Source organism: Paenalcaligenes sp. DL 309 (assembly GCF_057475285.1).
Genome location: NZ_JBYBKW010000004.1, coordinates 178,965 through 197,945, shown reverse-complemented (window position 1 = coordinate 197,945; position 18,981 = coordinate 178,965). Strand labels below are relative to the sequence as shown.

The following is an 18,981-nucleotide window of genomic DNA, read 5'->3' as shown; positions in this document are numbered from 1 at the left end:
ACTTGAGGCAGCAGAATGAGCTATCAAACTATTAATGCAGTGGCAGAAGCCTTATTAAACGCCCAGTCTACCGGTCAAGCTATAGACCCAATAAAGCAAGACATAGAACGTCTGGCAAAACAGGAAAACAAAAAAGCGCTGGATGTGGCTTACGCCATACAACATGCAGTAACTGCTCAACGGTTGCAGCAAGGCTCGCGTTTAGTGGGCCGTAAAATAGGCCTAACGTCTAAAACCGTACAAACGCAGTTAGGGGTTAATGAGCCTGATTTTGGCAGTTTATTGGCGCATATGTCATACGGATGCTCTGAAGAAATAGACATTAGCTCCTGGATTCAACCTAAAGCAGAAGCAGAAATTGCGTTGGTTTTAGAGCGAGATTTGCCGCATGAGCAAAACACGTTCGCCGATATTATTTCCGCCACCGCTTATGCCTTACCAGCCATTGAAATTGTAGATAGCCGTATCCGTAATTGGGAAATTAGCCTCTTTGATACGGTGGCGGACAACGCCTCATCAGCAGCCTTTGTCTTAGGTTCCAGACCCGTGAAGTTGGAGAAGTTAGAGTTGGCTAGGTGCGGCATGATCATGACCTGTAATGGTGAAGAGGCTTCTGTAGGTGCCGGGGCTGCCTGTTTGGGCAATCCCTTAAATGCGGCAGTATGGCTAGCTAATATGATGGCGCGCTTAGATACCCCTTTACGAGCTGGAGATATTTTGTTGACAGGAGCCTTGGGGCAAATGGTGAACATATCATCTGGTGATGCCCTGTGGGTAGAGATTGAGGGCTTAGGGCAGGTTAAAACTAATTTTGTGTCTACAGCTAAGTAGTCCAACTAAAGAGAGATAACAATGACAGATAACACAGCTCTACCTATAGGGGTAGCAATTATCGGCTCAGGCAATATCGCTTCTGATCTCATGTTTAAAATTTTGCGAAAAAGTAAGCAGTTAAAGCTGATTGCAATGGTGGGTATTGATGAGAATTCGGAAGGATTAAAACGAGCTAAAAAAGCCGGCGTAATTACCACTCATGAAGGCATAGATGGCTTATTAAAGTTAGACGAGCTATCTGAAATTCGTATTGTTTTTGATGCAACCAGTGCTTATGCACATCATAAACATAATGAAATTTTAAAAGAAAAAGGCATAGTGATGGTGGATTTAACACCTGCCGCTATAGGGCCTTATGTGGTGCCAGTAGTCAATATGGAAGAGCATTTAGATAAGCAAAACATTAATTTAGTGACCTGTGGTGGTCAGGCCACTATACCTATAGTGCATGCTATCTCTGAATGTGCCCCCGTTTATTATGCGGAAATTATCGCTTCAATCTCTAGTAAATCAGCTGGACCAGGTACCAGAGCAAATATTGATGAGTTTACAGATACCACTGCCAGAGCCATTGAGGAAATTGGGGGTGCGCAGCGTGGTAAGGCCATCATTATATTAAATCCCGCTGAGCCACCTATGGTGATGCGAGATACCGTGTATTGCTGTGTGCCCGAAGATGCGGATGAGGCCAAAATTACAGCAGCTATAGAAAAACGTGTGGCCGAAGTGGCTAACTATGTGCCGGGCTTTGTACTTAAACAAGCCCCTCAGTTTGATACTTTCACTGTGCCTAAAACCGGTGATATACCCGCTATTACCACAGCCAAAGCGAAGAAGGTATCGGTATTTATAGAAGTAACGGGTGCTGGCTTTTACCTACCTGAGTACGCAGGTAATTTAGACATCATTACTAGTGCGGCAATGAGTATTGCTGATCGCATTGCATTAACTATGCAACAGACAGCTTAACTGCTAGGGGCTAATTATGAGTTTTAGTAAAGATAAAAAAGTGTATGTCTCTGATGTAACGTTGCGCGATGGTATGCATGCCATACGCCATCAATACAGTTTGGCGGATGCCCAGCGTATTGCCAAAGCATTGGATGAGGCCGGCGTAGATAGTATTGAGGTAGCGCACGGCGATGGGCTCCAAGGGTCTAGCTTCAATTATGGCTTTGGTGCGCATAAAGATTTGGAGTGGATAGAGGCGGTTAATGATGTGGTGAAGCAGGCTGCCATCGCTACGCTTATCTTACCGGGGATTGGCACCATTAAGGATTTACGCAATGCACACGCGGCAGGTGTGAGTGTGGTGCGTGTTGCTACGCATTCCACAGAAGCGGATATCTCCAAACAGCATCTTGCGTATGCCCGTGACTTAGGCATGAATGCAGTCGGTTTTTTAATGATGAGCCACATGAATAGCCCTGAGGCCTTAGCTCAGGAAGCGAAAAAAATGGAAAGTTATGGTGCTCAGTGTGTTTACGTGGTGGATTCTGGCGGTGCCATGAATATGTATGACGTAGCTGATCGTGTCAAAGCTTTCCGTGAGGTGTTAAATCCGGAAACTGAAATCGGTATACATGCGCATCACAACTTAAGTCTTGGCGTTGCGAATAGTCTGGCTGCACTTGAATATGGCTGTGATCGAGTTGATGCCAGCCTAACTGGTATGGGGGCAGGTGCGGGTAATGCCCCACTTGAGGTGTTCATAGCCGCCATTACACGCTTAGGTTTAAAGCATGATTGTGATACCAAAAAACTCATCGATGCCGCTGAGGATATTGTACGCCCAATGCAAGAAAGGCCAGTGCGCGTGGATAGAGAAACCTTAGCCTTAGGCTATGCCGGCGTTTACTCTAGTTTCTTAAGACATGCGGAGCAGGCTTCTGAGCGCTATGGCATTCCTGCTTTTGATATTTTGGTTGAAATTGGCAGACGCAGAATGGTGGGTGGGCAAGAAGACATGATTGTGGATGTGGCGCTAGACATGCTCAAAAAAGGAGAAACTCGATGACACTGAATATTAACGAAATAGCTACGCATTTAGATCAAGCGGCGTTATTACGACAGGCAACGGAACAATATGCGCCTGAAACCTTTGATTTACAGCAGGCTTATGAAATTCAACGGGCTTCTATTGCCTTACGCGTTGCGCGTGGCCACCCTATCTGTGGGGTAAAGCTGGGATTTACTAGCCGTGCCAAGATGAAGCAAATGGGAGTTAACGATTTAATTTGGGGTTGGCTCACTACGGATATGTTGTTTAGCGAAGGCGGTGAGATAAGTTTATCTAATTTTGTGCATCCACGCGTAGAGCCCGAGGTGTGCTTTTTAACAAAACGCGAAATTACGGGGCCACTTACGGCGTTAGAGGCGGTTAATTATATAGAAGCCGTTGCCCCCGCTTTAGAGATTATTGACTCACGATTCACTAATTTTAAATTCGATCTTAATAATGTAGTGGCTGACAACTGTTCTTCCTCAGGCGTCATAGTGGGTAGCTGGTCTCACCGTTTCGATGGGTTAAGCAATGCGTTTGTGAGTTTAAATAAAAATGGTGTGGCGATAGAGCAAGGTACCACGGCAGCCATTTTAGGTAATCCGCTACGCGCCATTACAGAGGTAGCGCGCCTGTTAGGTGAAAGTGGTCAGAGCTTGCCGGCTGGTAGCCTCATTATGGCGGGAGCAGCGACTGCTGCAGAAGCGTTAGAACCTAATACCCATATAGAAGTAGAGGTAAGTGGTTTAGGAAAAAGTGGCTTTTTTACAGTGAGTTAATTATGGCTAAGAAAAGTACTACAGCGGGAGTCATTGAAGGCAGAGCTAAACCGCGCGGTCGTTTTCCTCATTATCGCAGAGCAGGAGATTTTATTTTTGTCTCCGGAACCAGTTCACGACGTAGTGATAACAGTTTTGAAGGGGTGGAAGTAAATGAAATGGGGGTCACTAACCTCGACATCCGAGTACAAACACGTGCTGTATTAGAAAACATCAGAGGTATTTTGGAAGAAGCAGGGGCTGAGTTAACAGATGTTACAGAAATGAGCGTCTTCTTAGTCAATATGAATGATTTTGGTGGTTTTAATGAGGTTTGGGCCGAGTACTTTGACTATGACAGCGCCCCCACACGAACCACCGTTGCGGTGCATCAGTTGCCGCACCCTCATTTGCTGATAGAAATAAAAGCAATTGCTTATAAACCTGAGTAAAAGAGCCTGGACAAAAGTCTAAAGGAGACAATCATGAGTTTTAAGTACGGTTTACCACTTAACTTTGATAAATGGTTAGCAGATAACGATCATTTACTTAAACCCCCTGTAGGAAATCAACAAATCTGGCAAGACGCGCATTTTATGGTGACGGTTGTAGCGGGGCCTAATGAGCGTTCTGATTTCCATGATGATCCGGTAGAAGAATACTTCTATCAATTTAAAGGCGATGCCAGTCTTTTGATTTGGGATAGGGGCAAATTTGATCGGGTGGTCCTTAAAGAGGGCGACATGTTTTTAATGGACGCCCATGTGCATCATTCGCCACAGCGTCCCCAAGCCGATAGTCGTTGCCTAGTGGTTGAAACGAAACGGCCTAAAGACAAAAATGATGCTTTGCAGTGGTATTGCGCAAAATGTGGCACCTTGATTCGACGTTATGAAATGGCTTTAACCGACATCGTTAAAGATCTGCCCCCAGTTTATGACACTTTTTATAGTAGCAGCGAAGCCGAGCGTACTTGCTCTGGCTGCGGTGAGGTGCACCCTGGCAAAGATTATGTTGCTTGGCACCAAACCCTTAAAACCTATTTTCCAGATGTGTAACTATTATGCGTATTGATATTCATTCTCATTTTTTCCCAGCATTAAGTAAAGAAGTGGCACATCGTATAGATTCACAACGTGCTGCGTGGTTAGCGATTAACGACGATGGGCAAACCGGTAACATCATGATTGGTGATGAGAGTTTTAGACCGGTTTATAGAGCGCTCTGGGATGCAGACTATCGTGTTAAAGAGTTAGATGAGCAGGGCATAGATGTGCAAGTCACATGCTCTACCCCCGTGCTATTTGGTTATGACTGGGAAGCTTCGGTAGCGAATGACTGGGCGCAGCGCTTAAATGAGGAGGCAGTGGCTTTTTGTGCAAATCACCCAGAACGTTTGAAAGCTTTGTCGCAGGTGGCCTTGCAAGACGTGAAATTGGCGTGTGATGAGGCCTCACGCGCTAAGCGACTAGGGTGTGTGGGTGTGCAGATTGGCAATCACGTTGGGAATAAAGATTTAGATCATCCTGAAATGATTGATTTTTTAATTCACTGCGCTCATGAGGATATTCCGGTTTTTGTGCATCCTTGGGACATGATGGGTGGCCCAGATAGAATGCAAAAATGGATGTTGCCTTGGTTAGTTGCCATGCCGGCTGAAACGCAATTAAGCATGCTATCTTTAATACTATCTGGTGCATTAGAAAAAATACCGGAAAAAGCCAAGATTTGTTTTGCTCACGGCGGCGGTTCTTTTGCCTATTTATTAGGACGAGTAGATAATGCCTGGCGAGAAAGAGATATAGTGCGGCAAGATTGTCCGCGCCCACCCTCTGAGTATGCTAATCGATTATATACGGATGGTGCCGTCTTTAATGAGGATGCACTAAGCATGTTGGTAAAAGTAATGGGTGAGGATCGGGTGATGATGGGGTCTGACTATCCCTTTCCTTTAGGCGAGCAAAGCATAGGTGCTTTAATTGCCGACTCTACTTTTAGTTTGGCTCAAAAAGAAAAACTTTTATTTAAAAATGCTCAAAATTTCTTTAATCTTTGATTTAATCTTTGAGTATAAATGAGGAGACAGTCATGTTTAAATTAAGCAAAAAAGTTGTTTTGGCCCTAAGTCTTGCAAGCTGTGCTTTAGGTTTATCTACCTCAGTGGCCGCTAAAGATTTTCGTTTAGGTTTAATTACGCCTGAAAGTCATATTTGGACTCAAGCAGCTAAGGAGTTTTCAGGAAACTTTCAAGAGGTCACAAATAATGAGCATAAGGTATCAATTTTCCCTGCAGCGCAATTAGGCAATGAAGCACAGATGTTGCAACAGTTGCAAACTGGTGCTTTAGATATGGCCTTTTTAACCATTGCGGAGTTAAGCAACCGTGATCCTAATGTGGGGGCTTTATATGCGCCGTATTTAGTGGAATCCATAGATCAAGTGGGGGAAATTTTAGAATCAGCCCCCGCTCAGGAGGTTTTAGCTGCCTTACCCGCTAAAGCAGGTGTAGTGGGCGTGGCGTATGGCACAGGTGGCTTACGTCAAATTGTGAGCACTAAACGTATAGATAAAGTGGAAGACTTAAAGGGGCAAAAGTTACGAATTACCCCTCAAGAGCCTTTACAAGATTTCTATCGGGGTTTAGGCGCGGCACCAACTGCCCTCCCACTTTCAGCGGTGTACGATGCGCTTAATAATGGCCAGGTAGATGCAACGGATATGGACTTGGAGCTTATTTTAGGCCTGAAGTTTTATGATAAAGCGGAAACGGTTTTAGTCTCTGATCATATGATGTTCCCAGTTGTGGGTGTGGTGTCAGCCCGCGTATGGCAAACCTTAAGTGATGAAGATAAAGCGAAAATCCAAGAGCTCATGAAAGAGAGTCTAGCTAAAACATTGCCTTTATATGCAGAAAAAGAGAAGCAATGGAAGCAAGATTTAGCTGCTACGGGTACTCATATTAAAGAAGTGGGGCCAGAGTTTTTTGGTGAAAGCTTACAAGTCTGGGAAGACAAATGGAGTACTAAGGCTACGTCTTTAAAAGCGTTACGCGCAGTGTCTGAAAAAATTAAAAATCCATAAATAAGTAACGAGGAGAGAGTCAGATGCTGAGAGCTATTTCAAACACACTAGCTACTTTTGAGCGTTATGGAGCCATAGTTTGTGTTGCTGCCATTACGATCTTAATAGGACTGAATGTGGTGACCAGAGCTCTAAATCAAGCCTTGTTTTGGGTAGATGAATTGGCTATTTATGCAATGGTTTGGATGCTGTTTTTTGCTACGGCGTTTTTACTAAAAAAACGTCGCGCTGTAGCCGTTACCATCGTGGTTGATTTAGTTCCAGCTTCTGTAAGTAAAGTTATAAATAAAATAGTAGATGTTATTGTTTTATTGTTTAGTATTTTGTTAATTATTTTTTCTTGGTATTGGTATCAGCCATTTGAGGTTTTTTTAGCTGGGTTTGATTTAAATATATTTAGTGCTAATACATTTAACTTTATTTATACAGAGAGAGGAAATACCGTTCCAATTAATAAATTTTGGATTTGGTTAATTATTCCTTATTTTTCTTTTTCTGTTTTTATACATTCTCTAGCTAATCTTATCTATTGTGACTCAGCGCAGAAAATAACCTCATAAAAGGTGAGTTAAATGACCTTCATTCTATTTATAGTTTTGCTTTTGTTGAGTGTGCCTATTGGTGTTTCGCTAATACTAACTTCAATTTATTATATTTGGTCATCAGGGAATATAGTTTTATTTTCATCTTTTTCTCAACAGCTATTTGGCTCCATTGAAAATTATGGTCTGATGGCTATACCTTTGTTTATTTTAGCCGGCGAGCTTATGAATGCCGGTGGCTTAACGCAACGGCTAATCAATTTTTCACGTATATTTTTTGGTGGTTTGCGTGGAGGATTAGCTTATATAAACTTATTGGCCAATATGTTTATGGCCGCTATTTTAGGGTCTGCCGTAGCACAGATTGCGATTATGTCGCAGTCAATAGTGCCTGAAATGGAAAAAGAAGGGTATGACAAGGGCTTTGCTACGGCATTAACTGCGGTTTCAGGCTTAATGGGGGCGATTATTCCCCCCTCAATGATGTTTGTTATTTATGGTGTTTTAGCCCAAATCTCAATTGGAGACATGTTTACTGCAGGTATTATTCCTGGCGTGCTCATGGGCTTATCCATTTTATTGATTGTTTTTCTGATGGGTATCAAGCAGCAATATCCAAAAGGAGAATGGTTAAAACCCAGAGCGATGCTACAGGCTTCGGTTAGAGCCCTGCCTGCTTTGTCTATCCCATTTATTATTATTGGGGGCATTTTATCTGGTTTAACCACACCAACGGAGTCAGCGGCTGTTGCGTCTTTTGTTGCCTTATTAGTGGGTTTGTTTTTTTATAAAGACTTGAGCTGGTCTATGGTGCCAAAAATACTAGAGCGCACGGTATTTAGCACCGCCATGGTTTTATTCTTAGTAGCAGCAGCAGGTGTTTTTGGTTGGACAATTACCTTTGAGCAAATTCCTCAAATGGTAGCCGTTTGGATAGGTAAAAGCACCTCAAGTCCTTTTGTGTTTTTACTGCTTGTTTGTGTGTTATTGCTGTTAATTGGGATGGTGCTTGATGGTATTGCTGCTTTAATTTTAATAGTACCCATATTACTACCCATAGCAATCAATGATTTTGGTATTGATCCTTTCCATTTTGGTGTGCTCATTTGTTTGGTTTTGGTATTAGGTCTACTAACTCCACCAGTAGGCACGGGGCTATTCGTAGCGGTTTCTTTGACCGGCGTAAGTATTGGTCAATTACTAAAAATGTTATTTCCCTTCCTGATAATTACGGCTTTAGTGATTGTGGCCTTAAGTTACTTTCCAATTTTAAGTACCGCCTTAATTTAGTAATTTAGTAATTTAGTAATGCCGTAAATAATACGCAATCTCCGCCCTAGACGCTTTGTTTGCTAGTGCCAAAGCCGTCAAAGTACGGGCGGCGGTGGCGTGAAATTGGTGTGCGGCTAGGGTATGGAAATCATCGTCTTGCTGGGAGGGAGTAATAGCCCCGGTAGGGATACGGCTGGCGCGTAAGCAAAGTATGTTTCGGCTAGCGGCGTATTGAGCACCGGCGCGGGCGGCTGGGCTGAGACTGCCATTACCTAGGGCCGCAATCACAATGGCTTGAGCGCCCGATAATACACTAGCGGTGTAAAGCTTTGGGTTAGCGTCTACATGATCAAAAATAATATCTACCTGCGGCCAAGAATCCACGTTTTTAGGCAAGCTTAAGGCATTATTCATCCCAAAAGGACGGCGCGGCGCAGTGTTAATGTAGACGTGGCCATTACTCACTAAACCCATGGCGCCGGTAGTGGGTGCCGCAAAGGCATTGGGAGTGGAGGTGTGCATTTTTTGTACAAAACGCGCACTGTGAATTTCATCATTCAGCACCACCAGAGTACCTAAACCATGGGCATCGGCGCTGCGCGCAACCAGTACGGCATTATATAAATTTAGTGGGCCATCGGCGCTCAGCGCGGAAGCCGGCCGCATCGCTCCCGTAATTATCACTGGCTTCGTGCTTTTTATACACCAATGCAGCAGCAGCGCCGTTTCTTCCAAGGTATCGGTACCGTGGGTAATCACTACACCGTCTATATCTGGATTAGCTAATAACAACTGCACTTGGCTAATGAGCTGGTGCTGCAGCGCAAAAGACATATCGCGGCTATCAATGTTGCAGATTTCGTGACTGCTGATGCGAGCAATATCGGCTAGAGCGGGGATGGCCGCCAGCAGCGCCTCTATAGGCTGATCCACCGCATAATCCCCCAGAGCGGTTTGATCGGTATTTTGGGCCGCGATGGTGCCGCCAGTGGCAACGATGGCAATGTGCTTTTGGTGGTTCATAAGTAGTTGGTGGAAATCCACCTCGTAGAGGTCGGGCCTTGCCCGCGATTAATTCTTATCGAAGTTTCAACTGCCTTTCAATCAAATAAATAACCGCCAGTAGACTGAAATTAATGGCTAAATACAATAACCCCGCAATCACAAAGGTTTCCATGATGGCGTAGTTTTGGCTCATGATGCGGCGGGCGTAGCCGGTGAGCTCTAAGACGGCAATGGTGGAGGCTAGGCTCGTGCCTTTGATGGCAATCACAATTTCATTACTATAAGCGGGTAGCGCTTGGCGTATGGCCAGGGGTAAGCGCACGCGCGTAAAGCATTGCCAGGCAGACATACCAATGGCTTGGGCCGCTTCCACTTGACCCTTAGGCACAGACTGCAAACCACCACGGAACACTTCGCTTACATAGGCGCCACTATTAAGCATAATGGCGAGAATTGCCGTGCGAGTGCCATCACTAAATAGCCACCATAAGAAAGGCACATCTTTAACCCAGCCAATCATGCCTACGCCGTAATACAGTAAAAACAGCTGTACCAGCAGCGGGGTGCCTCGAAAAATGGTGCTATAAACAAAAGCGAAATACGCTAGTGGCCGGTTGCCGGATTGGCGCATGAGTGCAAGCAATAGGCCTAGCACTAAAGAGAGGGCAATACCCCATAAGCCTATATGCAAGGTTAGGCCAAAGCCTTTCCAAAGCGTGTGTAGAGTGGTGCTAAATTCAGACCAGTTAATCATCATATAGCCGCCCGCATGCCGCGGCCAGCATAGCGCTCAGCCACTACAAATAAGGCTTGACTGGCAATGCCTATACTAAAAAACAAAAAGCCGGCGATTAAATACATGGCTAAGGGCTCACGCATGGCGGCAGCACCCAGCTGAGCGGCACGCATAATTTCTACTAAACCGACTAAAGAAATCAAGGCCGTGTCTTTAAGGGCCGTTTGCCAAACGTTATTACAGCCGGGCAGTGCATACCACAACATTTGCGGCAGAATAATACGTTTGAGGCGCTGCCAAGCTGACATTCCTATGGCTTTAGCGGCTTCAATTTGGCCTTCGGGTATAGCGCCTAAAGCACCACGGAAAACTTCCACACTGTAAGAGCCGGCAATGAGGCCAATGGCAACTATGCCGACAAGCGCTGGAAACCACCTATTAATGAGCTCTTCGGCCTGAAACCAATCACCCAACTGCGCTACCGGATGAATGGCGCCAAAAAACAGCAAATAAATAATCAGTAGCTCAGGAATACTGCGAGTAATGGTGGTGTAAAGACTAACCAGTCCGCTTAGCCACCACGGGCCTGAGCGTTTGAGGCTAGCCCCTGCAACACCTATAACTACACCTAAAGCCATGCCAAACACGGCGATGAATAAGGTCATGGCCGTGCCGCGCAAAAACATCCCGCCCCAACCGTCGTTGAGGATGCGTATAAAGGTTTCCAACATGCTTAGGTGTAGTTAATACTCAGAATTACTCAGAATTATTTTTTATTTTCGCAGGCTTCGTAGTTAGCAATGTCTATGTCAAACCATTTCTCACTGGCAGACTTAACGGTGCCATCTTCGATCAGCTCACACAGGGCAGCATCTACCTTTTCTTTGAGGTCTGCCGCGTCTTTATGAATACCAATGGCAATGCCGTAGCCTAAGGTTTCAGGGTCTGAGGAACCTTTGATGACGGTTTCAGTGAGGGCGTAATCGCTGTTATCCATCTCATCAAGGAATCGAGATTGTGAGGTCAAGTCAGCAAAAGTACCATCTAAACGGCCCGAATCCAAATCAATTTGCATTTGGTCTAGGGTTTCGTAGTCTTTAATATTAACCTTAGGTGCCATTTTAGCTAAATAAGCGCCGTGCGTGGTCCCCCCTTGTACGCCAATAGATTTACCATCTAGGGCGTTAAAAATCGCCTCAGAAGAATCGGCTTTAATGATAGGGCTATCAGCTTTGAGGATAAAAATAGCATCTTCTACAGCATAAGGGATACTAAAATTAACACGTTTGGCACGCTCTGGAGTATAAGACATGCCTGAAATGATGAGGTCGAAGCGCTTAGCATCCAAAGAAGGAATAAGGCTATCGAAAGACTGCACCACAAAAGTGCAATCAGCATCAAGTTTGGCGCAGAGTGCGGCGCCCACATCAGCATCAAAACCGGTCACGGTACCTTTGGCATCAACCATACTCCATGGTGGATAGCCGCCTTCGGTGCCAATTTTATAAGAATTTTGGGCTAGGGCAGCTGTGCTTAGGCTCATGGCAGCGAAGGCGAAGCTGGCAGTAATGCCCATGATTGTTTTTTTGAAACGCATTGTTGTTCTCCTGAACATAAAAAACAAGCTAAATGTTAAACCAAAGGTTGTAAAAACTGCTGCAAACGTGTGGACTGTGGGTTATCAAACACATTTGCCGGAGTTCCTGACTCTTCGCTGATGCCATTATGCATAAAAATCGCATGATTAGACACTTCACGTGCAAAGCGCATTTCATGGGTGACTAAAATCATAGTACGACCCTCTTCGGCCAGTTGCCGAATAACGCGCAACACTTCGCCCACCATTTCGGGATCTAAGGCAGAGGTGGGCTCATCAAACAACATAACGGCGGGGTCCATGGCCAGTGCGCGGGCAATGGCCACGCGCTGCTGCTGACCGCCAGATAGCTCAGACGGGTAGGCATTGGCTTTATGCGCCAAACCTACCTTATCTAATAAGTGTAAGGCGTATTCGGTGGCTTGCGCCTTGGCAATTTTTTTCACCTGTATGGGGCCTTCAATCACATTTTGCACCACGGTGCGGTGTGACCACAGATTGAAGTTTTGAAATACCATTCCAAGGCGTGCCCGCACTTGCTCTAGGAGCTTGGGATCACTGCTTATCATGCTGCCATCCCGTTTGGCATGGCTGCGTAATATATCCGTCCCTATATGGACTTCGCCTTGATCGGGTACCACTAGGTGGTTCACACAACGCAATAAGGTGCTTTTACCCGAACCGGAGGCGCCAATAATAGAAAGCACATCGCCTTGCTGCGCATGAAAGGAAATGCCTTTAAGGACTTCATGATCACCAAAGGCTTTATGGATATTTAATACTTGTACTGCGTAAGCAGTATTTACAGAGGTGGAAACCGACATTAGGGATATAAACCACGTAATTCACGTGCTTCTAGTATACGTGTACAGGCAGTGACAAAAGCAGCTGTACGCAAAGTGATGTTGTGCTGTTTAGCCGTGGCGGCTGTGGCTTGGTAAGCCTTACGCATCATGCTTTCTAAACGCTGATTAATAACGTCTTCTTCCCAGAAAAAGCTGGAGAAGTTTTGAGCCCACTCAAAATAGCTCACCGTCACACCACCGGCATTAGCAATCACATCTGGAATAATGGTGATGCCTTTTGCAGTCAGAATATCATCGGCCTCAGGTGTAGTGGGGCCATTGGCGCCCTCTACAATAATTTTAGCGCGAATGCTATCAGCATTTTTAGCCGTAATTTGCTTTTCTAAGGCAGCAGGGATAAGAATCTCGCACTCTAAAGCCCAGAACTCTTCATTAGAAATAGACTCGCCTGCGGTACTGCTAATTAGGCCTTCTTCGCTATTGCAACTGCTTAATAGCGTATCCATATCCAAACCGTTGGGATTATACACGGTCCCGCTATGATCTTGGACAGCAATAATTTTAGCACCGGCCTCTTGGAAAAGTTTAGCGGCTACGCTACCTACGTTGCCACAACCTTGTACCACTACTCGAGCGCCATTGAGGTCAATGTTTGCATCGCGAGCCGCTTCAGCACCTGTCACAAATACACCACGGCCCGTGGCTTCTACACGACCTAAGCTACCACCCAGACCAATGGGCTTGCCGGTAACCACTCCGGTGATTAGACGGCCAGTTTGCATGGCATAGGTATCAGCCATCCATGCCATGGTTTGTGAGTTCGTATTGATATCAGGTGCCGGTATATCTTGATCCGGGCCAATGATCATACTGATTTCATGGATATAGCGGCGGGTAACGCGTTCTATTTCACGCTCAGAATAATGACGTGGGTTAATACGTATGCCACCTTTGGCACCACCAAAGGGCACATCTACAGCCGCACACTTCACAGACATCCACGCTGATAAGGCCATAGTTTCAGATAAGCTCACGTCTTGATGGTAGCGCACACCCCCTTTGCCGGGACCACGCGCTAAACTGTGCTGTACGCGATAACCTTCAAAGTGAGCAATGCGACCGTTATCTAGCTCTACAGGTATATCGACGGTAAGAATACGTTTAGGGCGCTTTAGGGTTTCAACCCATTTTTCTAGGGAACCCAAGTAAGGACTAACACGTTCTATTTGTTCTAAATAAATGCCCCAAGGGCCTAGGTCTTCGGGGTTTAAATAAGAAGGCAAAGCGTGTTGAGCTGGTTGATTCATTTAATCAATCCTCTCGTTGAAATAATGGGGTGAATAAGTAGAAATATCGACAATAATCGATAAAAAACAGCCACAAACTGTAATGTTTGCCGCTGTTATGACAGACTGTAGCATACCGCAAAAGCCCAAAAAAGAGGAAATACATGCATCAACGTTTGCAAACCCTTCAACAACGCATCGCTAAAGCGTGTGCTGAAAATGGTCGTAATCCAGACAGTGTGCGCTTATTACCCGTGAGTAAAACCTTCAGTCACGAGCAGGTTCAACAAGCCATTGATCTAGGCCTAAGACGTTTTGGTGAAAACCGCGCCCAAGACCTACGAGCGCGCGTGGAGCATTTCAACCCCCCAGCTGCTGAAACGCCCCCCGTAGAGTCCGGGCCATGCCCGAACTTACAACGCCCGGACTTGCAGTGGGTAATGATAGGCCATGTGCAAACCAACAAAGCCAAAGAAATCGCCCGCTACGCCGATGAACTGCAGTCTTTAGACCGCTGGTCCCTAGCCGAAGCCCTGCACCGCCGCCTTCAAATAGAGCAGCGGGTATTACCGGTGTATATACAAATTAAAACGGCGGCTGAAGATACAAAATTCGGGTTGGCTCCTGAGGATCTATTGGAGTTTCTAACCCAATTAGAGGAATTAGATAAATTGAAGGTGATTGGCCTGATGACCATGGCCACCCAAACCGAAGATCAAACCGAAATCCGCCGTTGCTTCGCCCACCTACGTCAGCTGCGCGATCAAGCGCAGGAAGCCGGTTTTACCAATATTCAACGCCTATCGATGGGTATGAGTGGTGATTTTGAGCTCGCCATTGCCGAAGGGGCGACGGATATTCGGGTGGGCTCAGCGTTGTTTGGGGAGCGTTACCAATGATATATGCGCAAAGGCAATTTGCAACTCTTCACTCGCCCCCTGAAACACCATGGGGCGGCCGCGGTTGGTGAAGCAGAGCAAGCGCTTGGAGTAGAAGAGTGGGATGAATTTGGCGTATTTTAGCTCATCCCAGCGCATTTCGCGCTTTAGTATCCAGTCTTGGCGAATGCCCTCTTCGGTGATGGTGGTGTGGGCAGTCCACATGAAAAAAGCCACCACCACCATGCCGGTATAAGCCAACATAACGCTCGCCATAATCGGCATGGCGATTTGATCACCGTAATTGGCAGCCAGAAAGCCTAAACGAGCACCAATAACCGCTAACAACACCCAGGCCATCACCGCTATAGGCTTAGGCCACGAACGCCCGCGTAAAGGCAGCGGGCCAATGGTGTCAAAGAGGTTTTCAGTGGTGATGGGTTCTGAGGACATAAATAAAAGGCTTATAAACAATTAGGTGCGTACATAGAGGCCACCGGTTTGGAGACTGACTAGCTCTAAAAGTTCCAATTGCGCCAACGCAGTACCTACTTGCGCCGCATTTAAACCCGTACAACGATTTTGAATTTGATCAGCACTGAGCACCTCCGTTCCCATGACTTCAACCACATGCTGTACTTCTGCAGATAAATCAGACGGTAAAAGCCTAAGACTAGGAGTAGATGTAGACTCAGAGTTTTGCAAAGGCAAAGGTAGGTTATGACCCATTTCTTCCAAAATATGCTCAGCCGACTCCACTAGTTTAGCGCCACTACGAATCAGCTGATGACAACCTTTATGCAAAGGTGAGTGAATGGAACCGGGGATGGCAAAGACCTCACGGCCAATTTCTGCCGCTAAACGCGCTGTACTTAATGAGCCACTTTTCAGCGCAGCCTCTACCACCAAGACTCCCCGCGATAAAGCTGCCACTAAGCGGTTGCGCCTTACAAAGTGATGGCGCATGGCGCTTTGCCCTAGCTGAAACTCAGACAATAACACGCCTTTTTCAGCAATTTGATGGGCGAGCTCACGATTACGTGCCGGATACACTCTATCCATGCCGGTAGCTAATACCGCTATGGTGCTATTAGGCTGCGCCGCCGCTAAAGCGCCCTGATGTGCAGCGCTATCTATGCCCAAGGCCAAGCCGCTCACAATACACCAACCCTCAGAGGCTAAAAACAGGGCGAAATCATGGGCATTGGCTAAACCCTGAGTGGTGGCACTACGCGCGCCCACAATGGCTAAGCCTTGATGCTGCAGCTGGGAAAGATTGCCTTTGGCATACAGCACCAATGGTGGATCATGCAGATTAAGCAGAGCGGTGGGGTAGGCACTGTCTGCCAAACATAAAATATGCTGATCTGGTACCTGCGACCAAGCTAAGGTTTGCTGAATCTGCTGCTCTAGCTCATCTGTAGGGGCCGCGTGCAGTTGAGCCGCAAGCTGTGTGGGTACATAACGGCTTAGCGTGCCCACCGACTGCTCATAAAGCTGATGGGGCAAGCCAAAGTGTGCCAAAAGCTTACGCGCGGTGGCAGGGCCTAGATTAGGCTCTAAAGATAGACGCAGCCAAGCATAAAGCTCAGAAGAGGAAGCGGAGGAAGTCATGGCGCCAATTGTAATCCTAATTGCGGTGCGCGCCTATTGCGTGAAATACGTAGGAAGCTTGTATAATTGAAGTATATTCATGCGGATTTTATGCAGATAACCAAACACTCAAACACGTAACACATAAACACATAAATACTTATAGATAGATAATTTATTATGGCCATATTACCAATACTCCAATACCCAGACCAGCGTCTGCACACGGTGGCAAAGCCCGTGGCGCAGGTAGATGATCGCATCCGCCAGTTAGTTAAAGACATGGCAGAAACCATGTACGCAGCTCCCGGCATAGGTTTAGCTGCTTCGCAAGTGGATGTGCATGAGCGCGTGGTCGTCATAGACATATCTGAAAATAACGATGATTTACTAGTGCTCATTAACCCCGAAATCACCTGGTACAGCGAAGAAACCGAAGTATTTGAAGAGGGTTGCTTATCGGTGTCTGAAGTGTATGACAAAGTCGAGCGTGCCGCTGAGATCAAAGTTAAAGCCTTAGATGAAAACGGCGACGAGTTTGAATTTCATGCAGATGGGTTATTAGCGGTGTGCGTGCAGCACGAGCTAGATCATTTAGAAGGTAAAGTGTTTGTAGAGCACTTATCAATATTAAAACAAAGCCGTATTTTGACGCGTATTCGTAAACAGCAGCGCGAAGCGAAAAAAGCGCAGCAAGAGGTCTTAGTATGAGCTTAAAAGTGGTGTTTGCTGGCACCCCTGAGTTTGCCAAGCTTGCTCTTGATGCCATTTTAGCGGCCGGTTTTGAGGTGCCTTTGGTGCTCACACAGCCAGATCGCCCTTCTGGGCGGGGCATGAAGTTGCGCCCTTCTGCGGTTAAACAGGCTGCGCTTGACGCTACTATACCCGTAGCCCAGCCATTGAGCTTGCGCTTAGATGGTAAGCACCCCGAAGAGGCTTTGGCGGCGCAGCAGCAGCTGCAAGCCGTGCAGCCCGATGTGATGGTGGTAGCGGCCTATGGTTTGATACTGCCCCAGTGGGTATTAGACTTGCCTAAATATGGCTGCTTAAATATTCATGCCAGTTTATTACCGCGCTGGCGCGGCGCAGCGCCCATTCAGCGCGCCATTGATGCCGGCGATGCTGAAACCGGTATTACCATTATGCAAATGGACGCCGGTTTAGATACTGGCGATATGGTGCATGTACGCACTGTAGGTATTACGCCAGAGCACACGGGGGGTAGTTTGCATGATGAATTAGCTGTAGTGGGGGCGGAAGCCATTGTAGAAACCTTACAGCGTTTAGCGCAAACGCAAGCGCCCTTAGACAGCACTCCTCAGCCCACCGAAGGCGTAACTTACGCTGAGAAACTGCATCGTTCCGAATCGCCCTTAGATGTGGAAAACGCATCGGCGGAAGTTCTAGCACGCCGCGTACGCGCGTTTAACCCCGTGCCCGGTTGCACCTTGATGCTACCTGGTTTAGAGCAACCGGTGAAAGTGTGGGGGGCTGAGGCTATAGTCAGATCGGGCGTGGCTCGACCTCTACAGGGGGAGTTGGCCGGGTCGGTGGTGGCTGTATCTTCTGAAGGGATTGACGTGGCCACCGCCGATGGCCTATTACGCCTCACGGAGTTGCAACGTGCCGGTAGTCGTCGCCAGCCGGTGGCTAGTTTTGTGCAAGGTTGGCAGTTGCCTTAGCAGCCCTATTAGCCCGCTGCTGTTGGCGCCACTCTAGGGTGGCAATGACTATGCCGCTGCCGCATACAATACTAATACCTAACCAGCTGAGCGCATCGGGGAATTGCCCCCACACTAACCACCCTAAGCCAGCTGCACTTATAATTTGTAAATACACAAAAGGCGCTAGCACCGAAGCCGGGGCCTGCTGATAGGCTTGGATTTGCAGCAAATGACCTAAGGCGCCAAACACCCCGGTAGCGCTTAAAATTAGCCAATGCTTAGTATCAAAGCTTCGTAATAAGGGCCACACCTCGGGCAAAATAAAAGGCATCAGTAAAGTAATAAATACTGTGCCCACCATGCCACTCCAAATTAAGGTGGTCATAGAGTTATCTACTGCAAGGCGGCGCGTCACAATGTATTGCGTAGCAAACAATACCGCTGTAATCAGACCAAATACCACCCCTAAAGGGTGTAAGCCCGCACTAGGCCGTATAATTAACAACACCCCCATAAAGCCCACAATGGCCGCTATCCAGCGCGATAGCTTGGGCGGCTCTTTGAGTAGCATAGGGGCTAGTGCCAGTACTAATAAAGGGGCTAAAAAATTAATGGCGGTGGCTTCGGCTTGGGGTAAATAACGTAGAGCAGAAAAAAACGATAACGTGGCAAAGAGCATAATAAAGCCCCGCAAGATTTGATCTACGGGGCGTTTGGCTTTTAGAATCTTTAAGCCTTTGAGGGGTATCATCACCCCTGCCACTAAAATAATATGAATCACATAACGTGCCCAACACATCACCAGTAAAGGCAACCCCGCCGCCATAATCCATTTACCACTTGCGTCTAGAGAAGAAAGAGACCAAGTGGAAAGCACCAGTAAAACAATACCGAGCAGGGGGCGAGGGGTCGCATAAGACATAGGGT

The 18,981-nt window shown here is 46.6% G+C and carries 22 protein-coding genes; 13 read left to right on the top strand and 9 right to left on the bottom strand.

Translation table 11 applies throughout. The features are described 5' to 3' along the window. Positions 1 to 15: 15 nt before the first annotated feature. Genes AC2UZJ_RS07275 through AC2UZJ_RS07230 form a run of 10 tightly spaced genes read left to right on the top strand, consistent with a single transcriptional unit; the run spans position 16 to position 8,507 of the window. On the top strand, positions 16 to 831 hold the full coding sequence (locus tag AC2UZJ_RS07275) for a 2-keto-4-pentenoate hydratase (RefSeq protein ID WP_486949471.1): 816 nt from the start codon (positions 16 to 18) through the stop codon (positions 829 to 831). A gap of 21 nt (positions 832 to 852) precedes the next feature. Next, complete coding sequence (locus AC2UZJ_RS07270) at positions 853 to 1,803, top strand: acetaldehyde dehydrogenase (acetylating) (RefSeq protein ID WP_486949470.1); 951 nt, start codon at positions 853 to 855, stop codon at positions 1,801 to 1,803. Positions 1,804 to 1,819: 16 nt separating this feature from the next. After that, positions 1,820 to 2,851 carry a 4-hydroxy-2-oxovalerate aldolase gene (gene dmpG, locus AC2UZJ_RS07265; protein ID WP_486949469.1) on the top strand — a complete coding sequence of 344 codons (1,032 nt, stop codon included), beginning with the start codon at positions 1,820 to 1,822 and terminating at the stop codon, positions 2,849 to 2,851. After that, complete coding sequence (locus tag AC2UZJ_RS07260; RefSeq protein ID WP_486949468.1) at positions 2,848 to 3,615, top strand: 2-keto-4-pentenoate hydratase; 768 nt, start codon at positions 2,848 to 2,850, stop codon at positions 3,613 to 3,615. The genes dmpG and AC2UZJ_RS07260 overlap by 4 nt, the downstream gene beginning before the upstream one ends. 2 nt (positions 3,616 to 3,617) lie before the next feature. Then, positions 3,618 to 4,046, top strand: coding sequence for a RidA family protein (locus AC2UZJ_RS07255; protein ID WP_486949467.1), 429 nt, complete (start codon positions 3,618 to 3,620; stop codon positions 4,044 to 4,046). A 33-nt stretch (positions 4,047 to 4,079) separates the two neighbouring features. Further along, positions 4,080 to 4,652: a 3-hydroxyanthranilate 3,4-dioxygenase gene (locus tag AC2UZJ_RS07250; protein ID WP_486949466.1), complete on the top strand. Its 573-nt coding sequence runs from the start codon at positions 4,080 to 4,082 to the stop codon at positions 4,650 to 4,652. A 5-nt stretch (positions 4,653 to 4,657) separates the two neighbouring features. Continuing rightward, positions 4,658 to 5,650 (top strand): amidohydrolase family protein, encoded by a 993-nt coding sequence (locus AC2UZJ_RS07245; protein WP_486949465.1) that lies wholly within the window; start codon positions 4,658 to 4,660, stop codon positions 5,648 to 5,650. Between the two features lie 32 nt (positions 5,651 to 5,682). Beyond that, a complete protein-coding gene (locus AC2UZJ_RS07240) occupies positions 5,683 to 6,675 on the top strand; it encodes a TRAP transporter substrate-binding protein (RefSeq protein WP_486949464.1) in 993 nt (330 codons plus the stop codon). A gap of 23 nt (positions 6,676 to 6,698) precedes the next feature. Further along, positions 6,699 to 7,235, top strand: coding sequence for a TRAP transporter small permease (locus AC2UZJ_RS07235; protein WP_486949463.1), 537 nt, complete (start codon positions 6,699 to 6,701; stop codon positions 7,233 to 7,235). A gap of 12 nt (positions 7,236 to 7,247) precedes the next feature. Then, positions 7,248 to 8,507: a TRAP transporter large permease gene (locus AC2UZJ_RS07230; protein ID WP_486949462.1), complete on the top strand. Its 1,260-nt coding sequence runs from the start codon at positions 7,248 to 7,250 to the stop codon at positions 8,505 to 8,507. Between the two features lie 12 nt (positions 8,508 to 8,519). Here AC2UZJ_RS07230 and AC2UZJ_RS07225 read toward each other — a convergent pair whose 3' ends face one another. From AC2UZJ_RS07225 to AC2UZJ_RS07200, 6 genes are read right to left on the bottom strand one after another with little or no spacing between them, the layout of a single operon-like run. Further along, positions 8,520 to 9,512, bottom strand: coding sequence for an asparaginase (locus AC2UZJ_RS07225; protein ID WP_486949461.1), 993 nt, complete (start codon positions 9,510 to 9,512; stop codon positions 8,520 to 8,522). Positions 9,513 to 9,567: 55 nt separating this feature from the next. Further along, positions 9,568 to 10,251 carry an ABC transporter permease gene (locus tag AC2UZJ_RS07220; RefSeq protein ID WP_486949460.1) on the bottom strand — a complete coding sequence of 228 codons (684 nt, stop codon included), beginning with the start codon at positions 10,249 to 10,251 and terminating at the stop codon, positions 9,568 to 9,570. Beyond that, the gene (locus tag AC2UZJ_RS07215; protein ID WP_486949459.1) at positions 10,248 to 10,961 is read right to left on the bottom strand and encodes an ABC transporter permease; all 714 of its coding nucleotides are present in this window, start codon (positions 10,959 to 10,961) and stop codon (positions 10,248 to 10,250) included. The genes AC2UZJ_RS07220 and AC2UZJ_RS07215 overlap by 4 nt, the downstream gene beginning before the upstream one ends. 35 nt (positions 10,962 to 10,996) lie before the next feature. Next, positions 10,997 to 11,827, bottom strand: a complete 831-nt coding sequence (locus tag AC2UZJ_RS07210) for a transporter substrate-binding domain-containing protein (protein ID WP_486949458.1) — start codon at positions 11,825 to 11,827, stop codon at positions 10,997 to 10,999. Positions 11,828 to 11,862: 35 nt separating this feature from the next. Further along, entirely contained in the window at positions 11,863 to 12,651 is a 789-nt protein-coding gene (locus AC2UZJ_RS07205; protein WP_486949457.1) for an ABC transporter ATP-binding protein, read from the bottom strand. Beyond that, entirely contained in the window at positions 12,651 to 13,940 is a 1,290-nt protein-coding gene (locus tag AC2UZJ_RS07200; protein ID WP_486949456.1) for a Glu/Leu/Phe/Val family dehydrogenase, read from the bottom strand. The genes AC2UZJ_RS07205 and AC2UZJ_RS07200 overlap by 1 nt, the downstream gene beginning before the upstream one ends. Before the next feature lie 143 nt (positions 13,941 to 14,083). Here AC2UZJ_RS07200 and AC2UZJ_RS07195 point away from each other — a divergent pair, with 143 nt between their 5' ends. Then, positions 14,084 to 14,818, top strand: a complete 735-nt coding sequence (locus tag AC2UZJ_RS07195; protein WP_486949455.1) for a YggS family pyridoxal phosphate-dependent enzyme — start codon at positions 14,084 to 14,086, stop codon at positions 14,816 to 14,818. Here AC2UZJ_RS07195 and AC2UZJ_RS07190 read toward each other — a convergent pair. Further along, entirely contained in the window at positions 14,789 to 15,250 is a 462-nt protein-coding gene (locus tag AC2UZJ_RS07190) for a hypothetical protein (RefSeq protein ID WP_486949454.1), read from the bottom strand. The genes AC2UZJ_RS07195 and AC2UZJ_RS07190 overlap by 30 nt on opposite strands. 21 nt (positions 15,251 to 15,271) lie before the next feature. Continuing rightward, on the bottom strand, positions 15,272 to 16,411 hold the full coding sequence (gene dprA, locus AC2UZJ_RS07185) for a DNA-processing protein DprA (RefSeq protein WP_486949453.1): 1,140 nt from the start codon (positions 16,409 to 16,411) through the stop codon (positions 15,272 to 15,274). Between the two features lie 159 nt (positions 16,412 to 16,570). On the opposite strand from dprA, the gene def reads away from it, so the two are divergent. After that, entirely contained in the window at positions 16,571 to 17,101 is a 531-nt protein-coding gene (gene def, locus AC2UZJ_RS07180) for a peptide deformylase (RefSeq protein WP_486949452.1), read from the top strand. Further along, entirely contained in the window at positions 17,098 to 18,072 is a 975-nt protein-coding gene (gene fmt, locus AC2UZJ_RS07175; RefSeq protein WP_486949451.1) for a methionyl-tRNA formyltransferase, read from the top strand. Before def ends, fmt begins: the two co-directional genes overlap by 4 nt. On the opposite strand, the gene AC2UZJ_RS07170 is transcribed toward fmt, so the two are convergent. Next, on the bottom strand, positions 18,041 to 18,976 hold the full coding sequence (locus AC2UZJ_RS07170; protein WP_486949450.1) for a DMT family transporter: 936 nt from the start codon (positions 18,974 to 18,976) through the stop codon (positions 18,041 to 18,043). The two genes, fmt and AC2UZJ_RS07170, sit on opposite strands and share 32 nt — an antisense overlap. Positions 18,977 to 18,981: the final 5 nt, after the last annotated feature.

Coding starts and splice junctions, on each gene's coding strand:
- AC2UZJ_RS07275 (WP_486949471.1), top strand. CDS start 16: ATGAGCTATCAAACTATTAATGCAGTGGCAGAAGCCTTATTAAACGCC.
- AC2UZJ_RS07270 (WP_486949470.1), top strand. CDS start 853: ATGACAGATAACACAGCTCTACCTATAGGGGTAGCAATTATCGGCTCA.
- dmpG (WP_486949469.1), top strand. CDS start 1,820: ATGAGTTTTAGTAAAGATAAAAAAGTGTATGTCTCTGATGTAACGTTG.
- AC2UZJ_RS07260 (WP_486949468.1), top strand. CDS start 2,848: ATGACACTGAATATTAACGAAATAGCTACGCATTTAGATCAAGCGGCG.
- AC2UZJ_RS07255 (WP_486949467.1), top strand. CDS start 3,618: ATGGCTAAGAAAAGTACTACAGCGGGAGTCATTGAAGGCAGAGCTAAA.
- AC2UZJ_RS07250 (WP_486949466.1), top strand. CDS start 4,080: ATGAGTTTTAAGTACGGTTTACCACTTAACTTTGATAAATGGTTAGCA.
- AC2UZJ_RS07245 (WP_486949465.1), top strand. CDS start 4,658: ATGCGTATTGATATTCATTCTCATTTTTTCCCAGCATTAAGTAAAGAA.
- AC2UZJ_RS07240 (WP_486949464.1), top strand. CDS start 5,683: ATGTTTAAATTAAGCAAAAAAGTTGTTTTGGCCCTAAGTCTTGCAAGC.
- AC2UZJ_RS07235 (WP_486949463.1), top strand. CDS start 6,699: ATGCTGAGAGCTATTTCAAACACACTAGCTACTTTTGAGCGTTATGGA.
- AC2UZJ_RS07230 (WP_486949462.1), top strand. CDS start 7,248: ATGACCTTCATTCTATTTATAGTTTTGCTTTTGTTGAGTGTGCCTATT.
- AC2UZJ_RS07225 (WP_486949461.1), bottom strand. CDS start 9,512: ATGAACCACCAAAAGCACATTGCCATCGTTGCCACTGGCGGCACCATC.
- AC2UZJ_RS07220 (WP_486949460.1), bottom strand. CDS start 10,251: ATGATGATTAACTGGTCTGAATTTAGCACCACTCTACACACGCTTTGG.
- AC2UZJ_RS07215 (WP_486949459.1), bottom strand. CDS start 10,961: ATGTTGGAAACCTTTATACGCATCCTCAACGACGGTTGGGGCGGGATG.
- AC2UZJ_RS07210 (WP_486949458.1), bottom strand. CDS start 11,827: ATGCGTTTCAAAAAAACAATCATGGGCATTACTGCCAGCTTCGCCTTC.
- AC2UZJ_RS07205 (WP_486949457.1), bottom strand. CDS start 12,651: ATGTCGGTTTCCACCTCTGTAAATACTGCTTACGCAGTACAAGTATTA.
- AC2UZJ_RS07200 (WP_486949456.1), bottom strand. CDS start 13,940: ATGAATCAACCAGCTCAACACGCTTTGCCTTCTTATTTAAACCCCGAA.
- AC2UZJ_RS07195 (WP_486949455.1), top strand. CDS start 14,084: ATGCATCAACGTTTGCAAACCCTTCAACAACGCATCGCTAAAGCGTGT.
- AC2UZJ_RS07190 (WP_486949454.1), bottom strand. CDS start 15,250: ATGTCCTCAGAACCCATCACCACTGAAAACCTCTTTGACACCATTGGC.
- dprA (WP_486949453.1), bottom strand. CDS start 16,411: ATGACTTCCTCCGCTTCCTCTTCTGAGCTTTATGCTTGGCTGCGTCTA.
- def (WP_486949452.1), top strand. CDS start 16,571: ATGGCCATATTACCAATACTCCAATACCCAGACCAGCGTCTGCACACG.
- fmt (WP_486949451.1), top strand. CDS start 17,098: ATGAGCTTAAAAGTGGTGTTTGCTGGCACCCCTGAGTTTGCCAAGCTT.
- AC2UZJ_RS07170 (WP_486949450.1), bottom strand. CDS start 18,976: ATGTCTTATGCGACCCCTCGCCCCCTGCTCGGTATTGTTTTACTGGTG.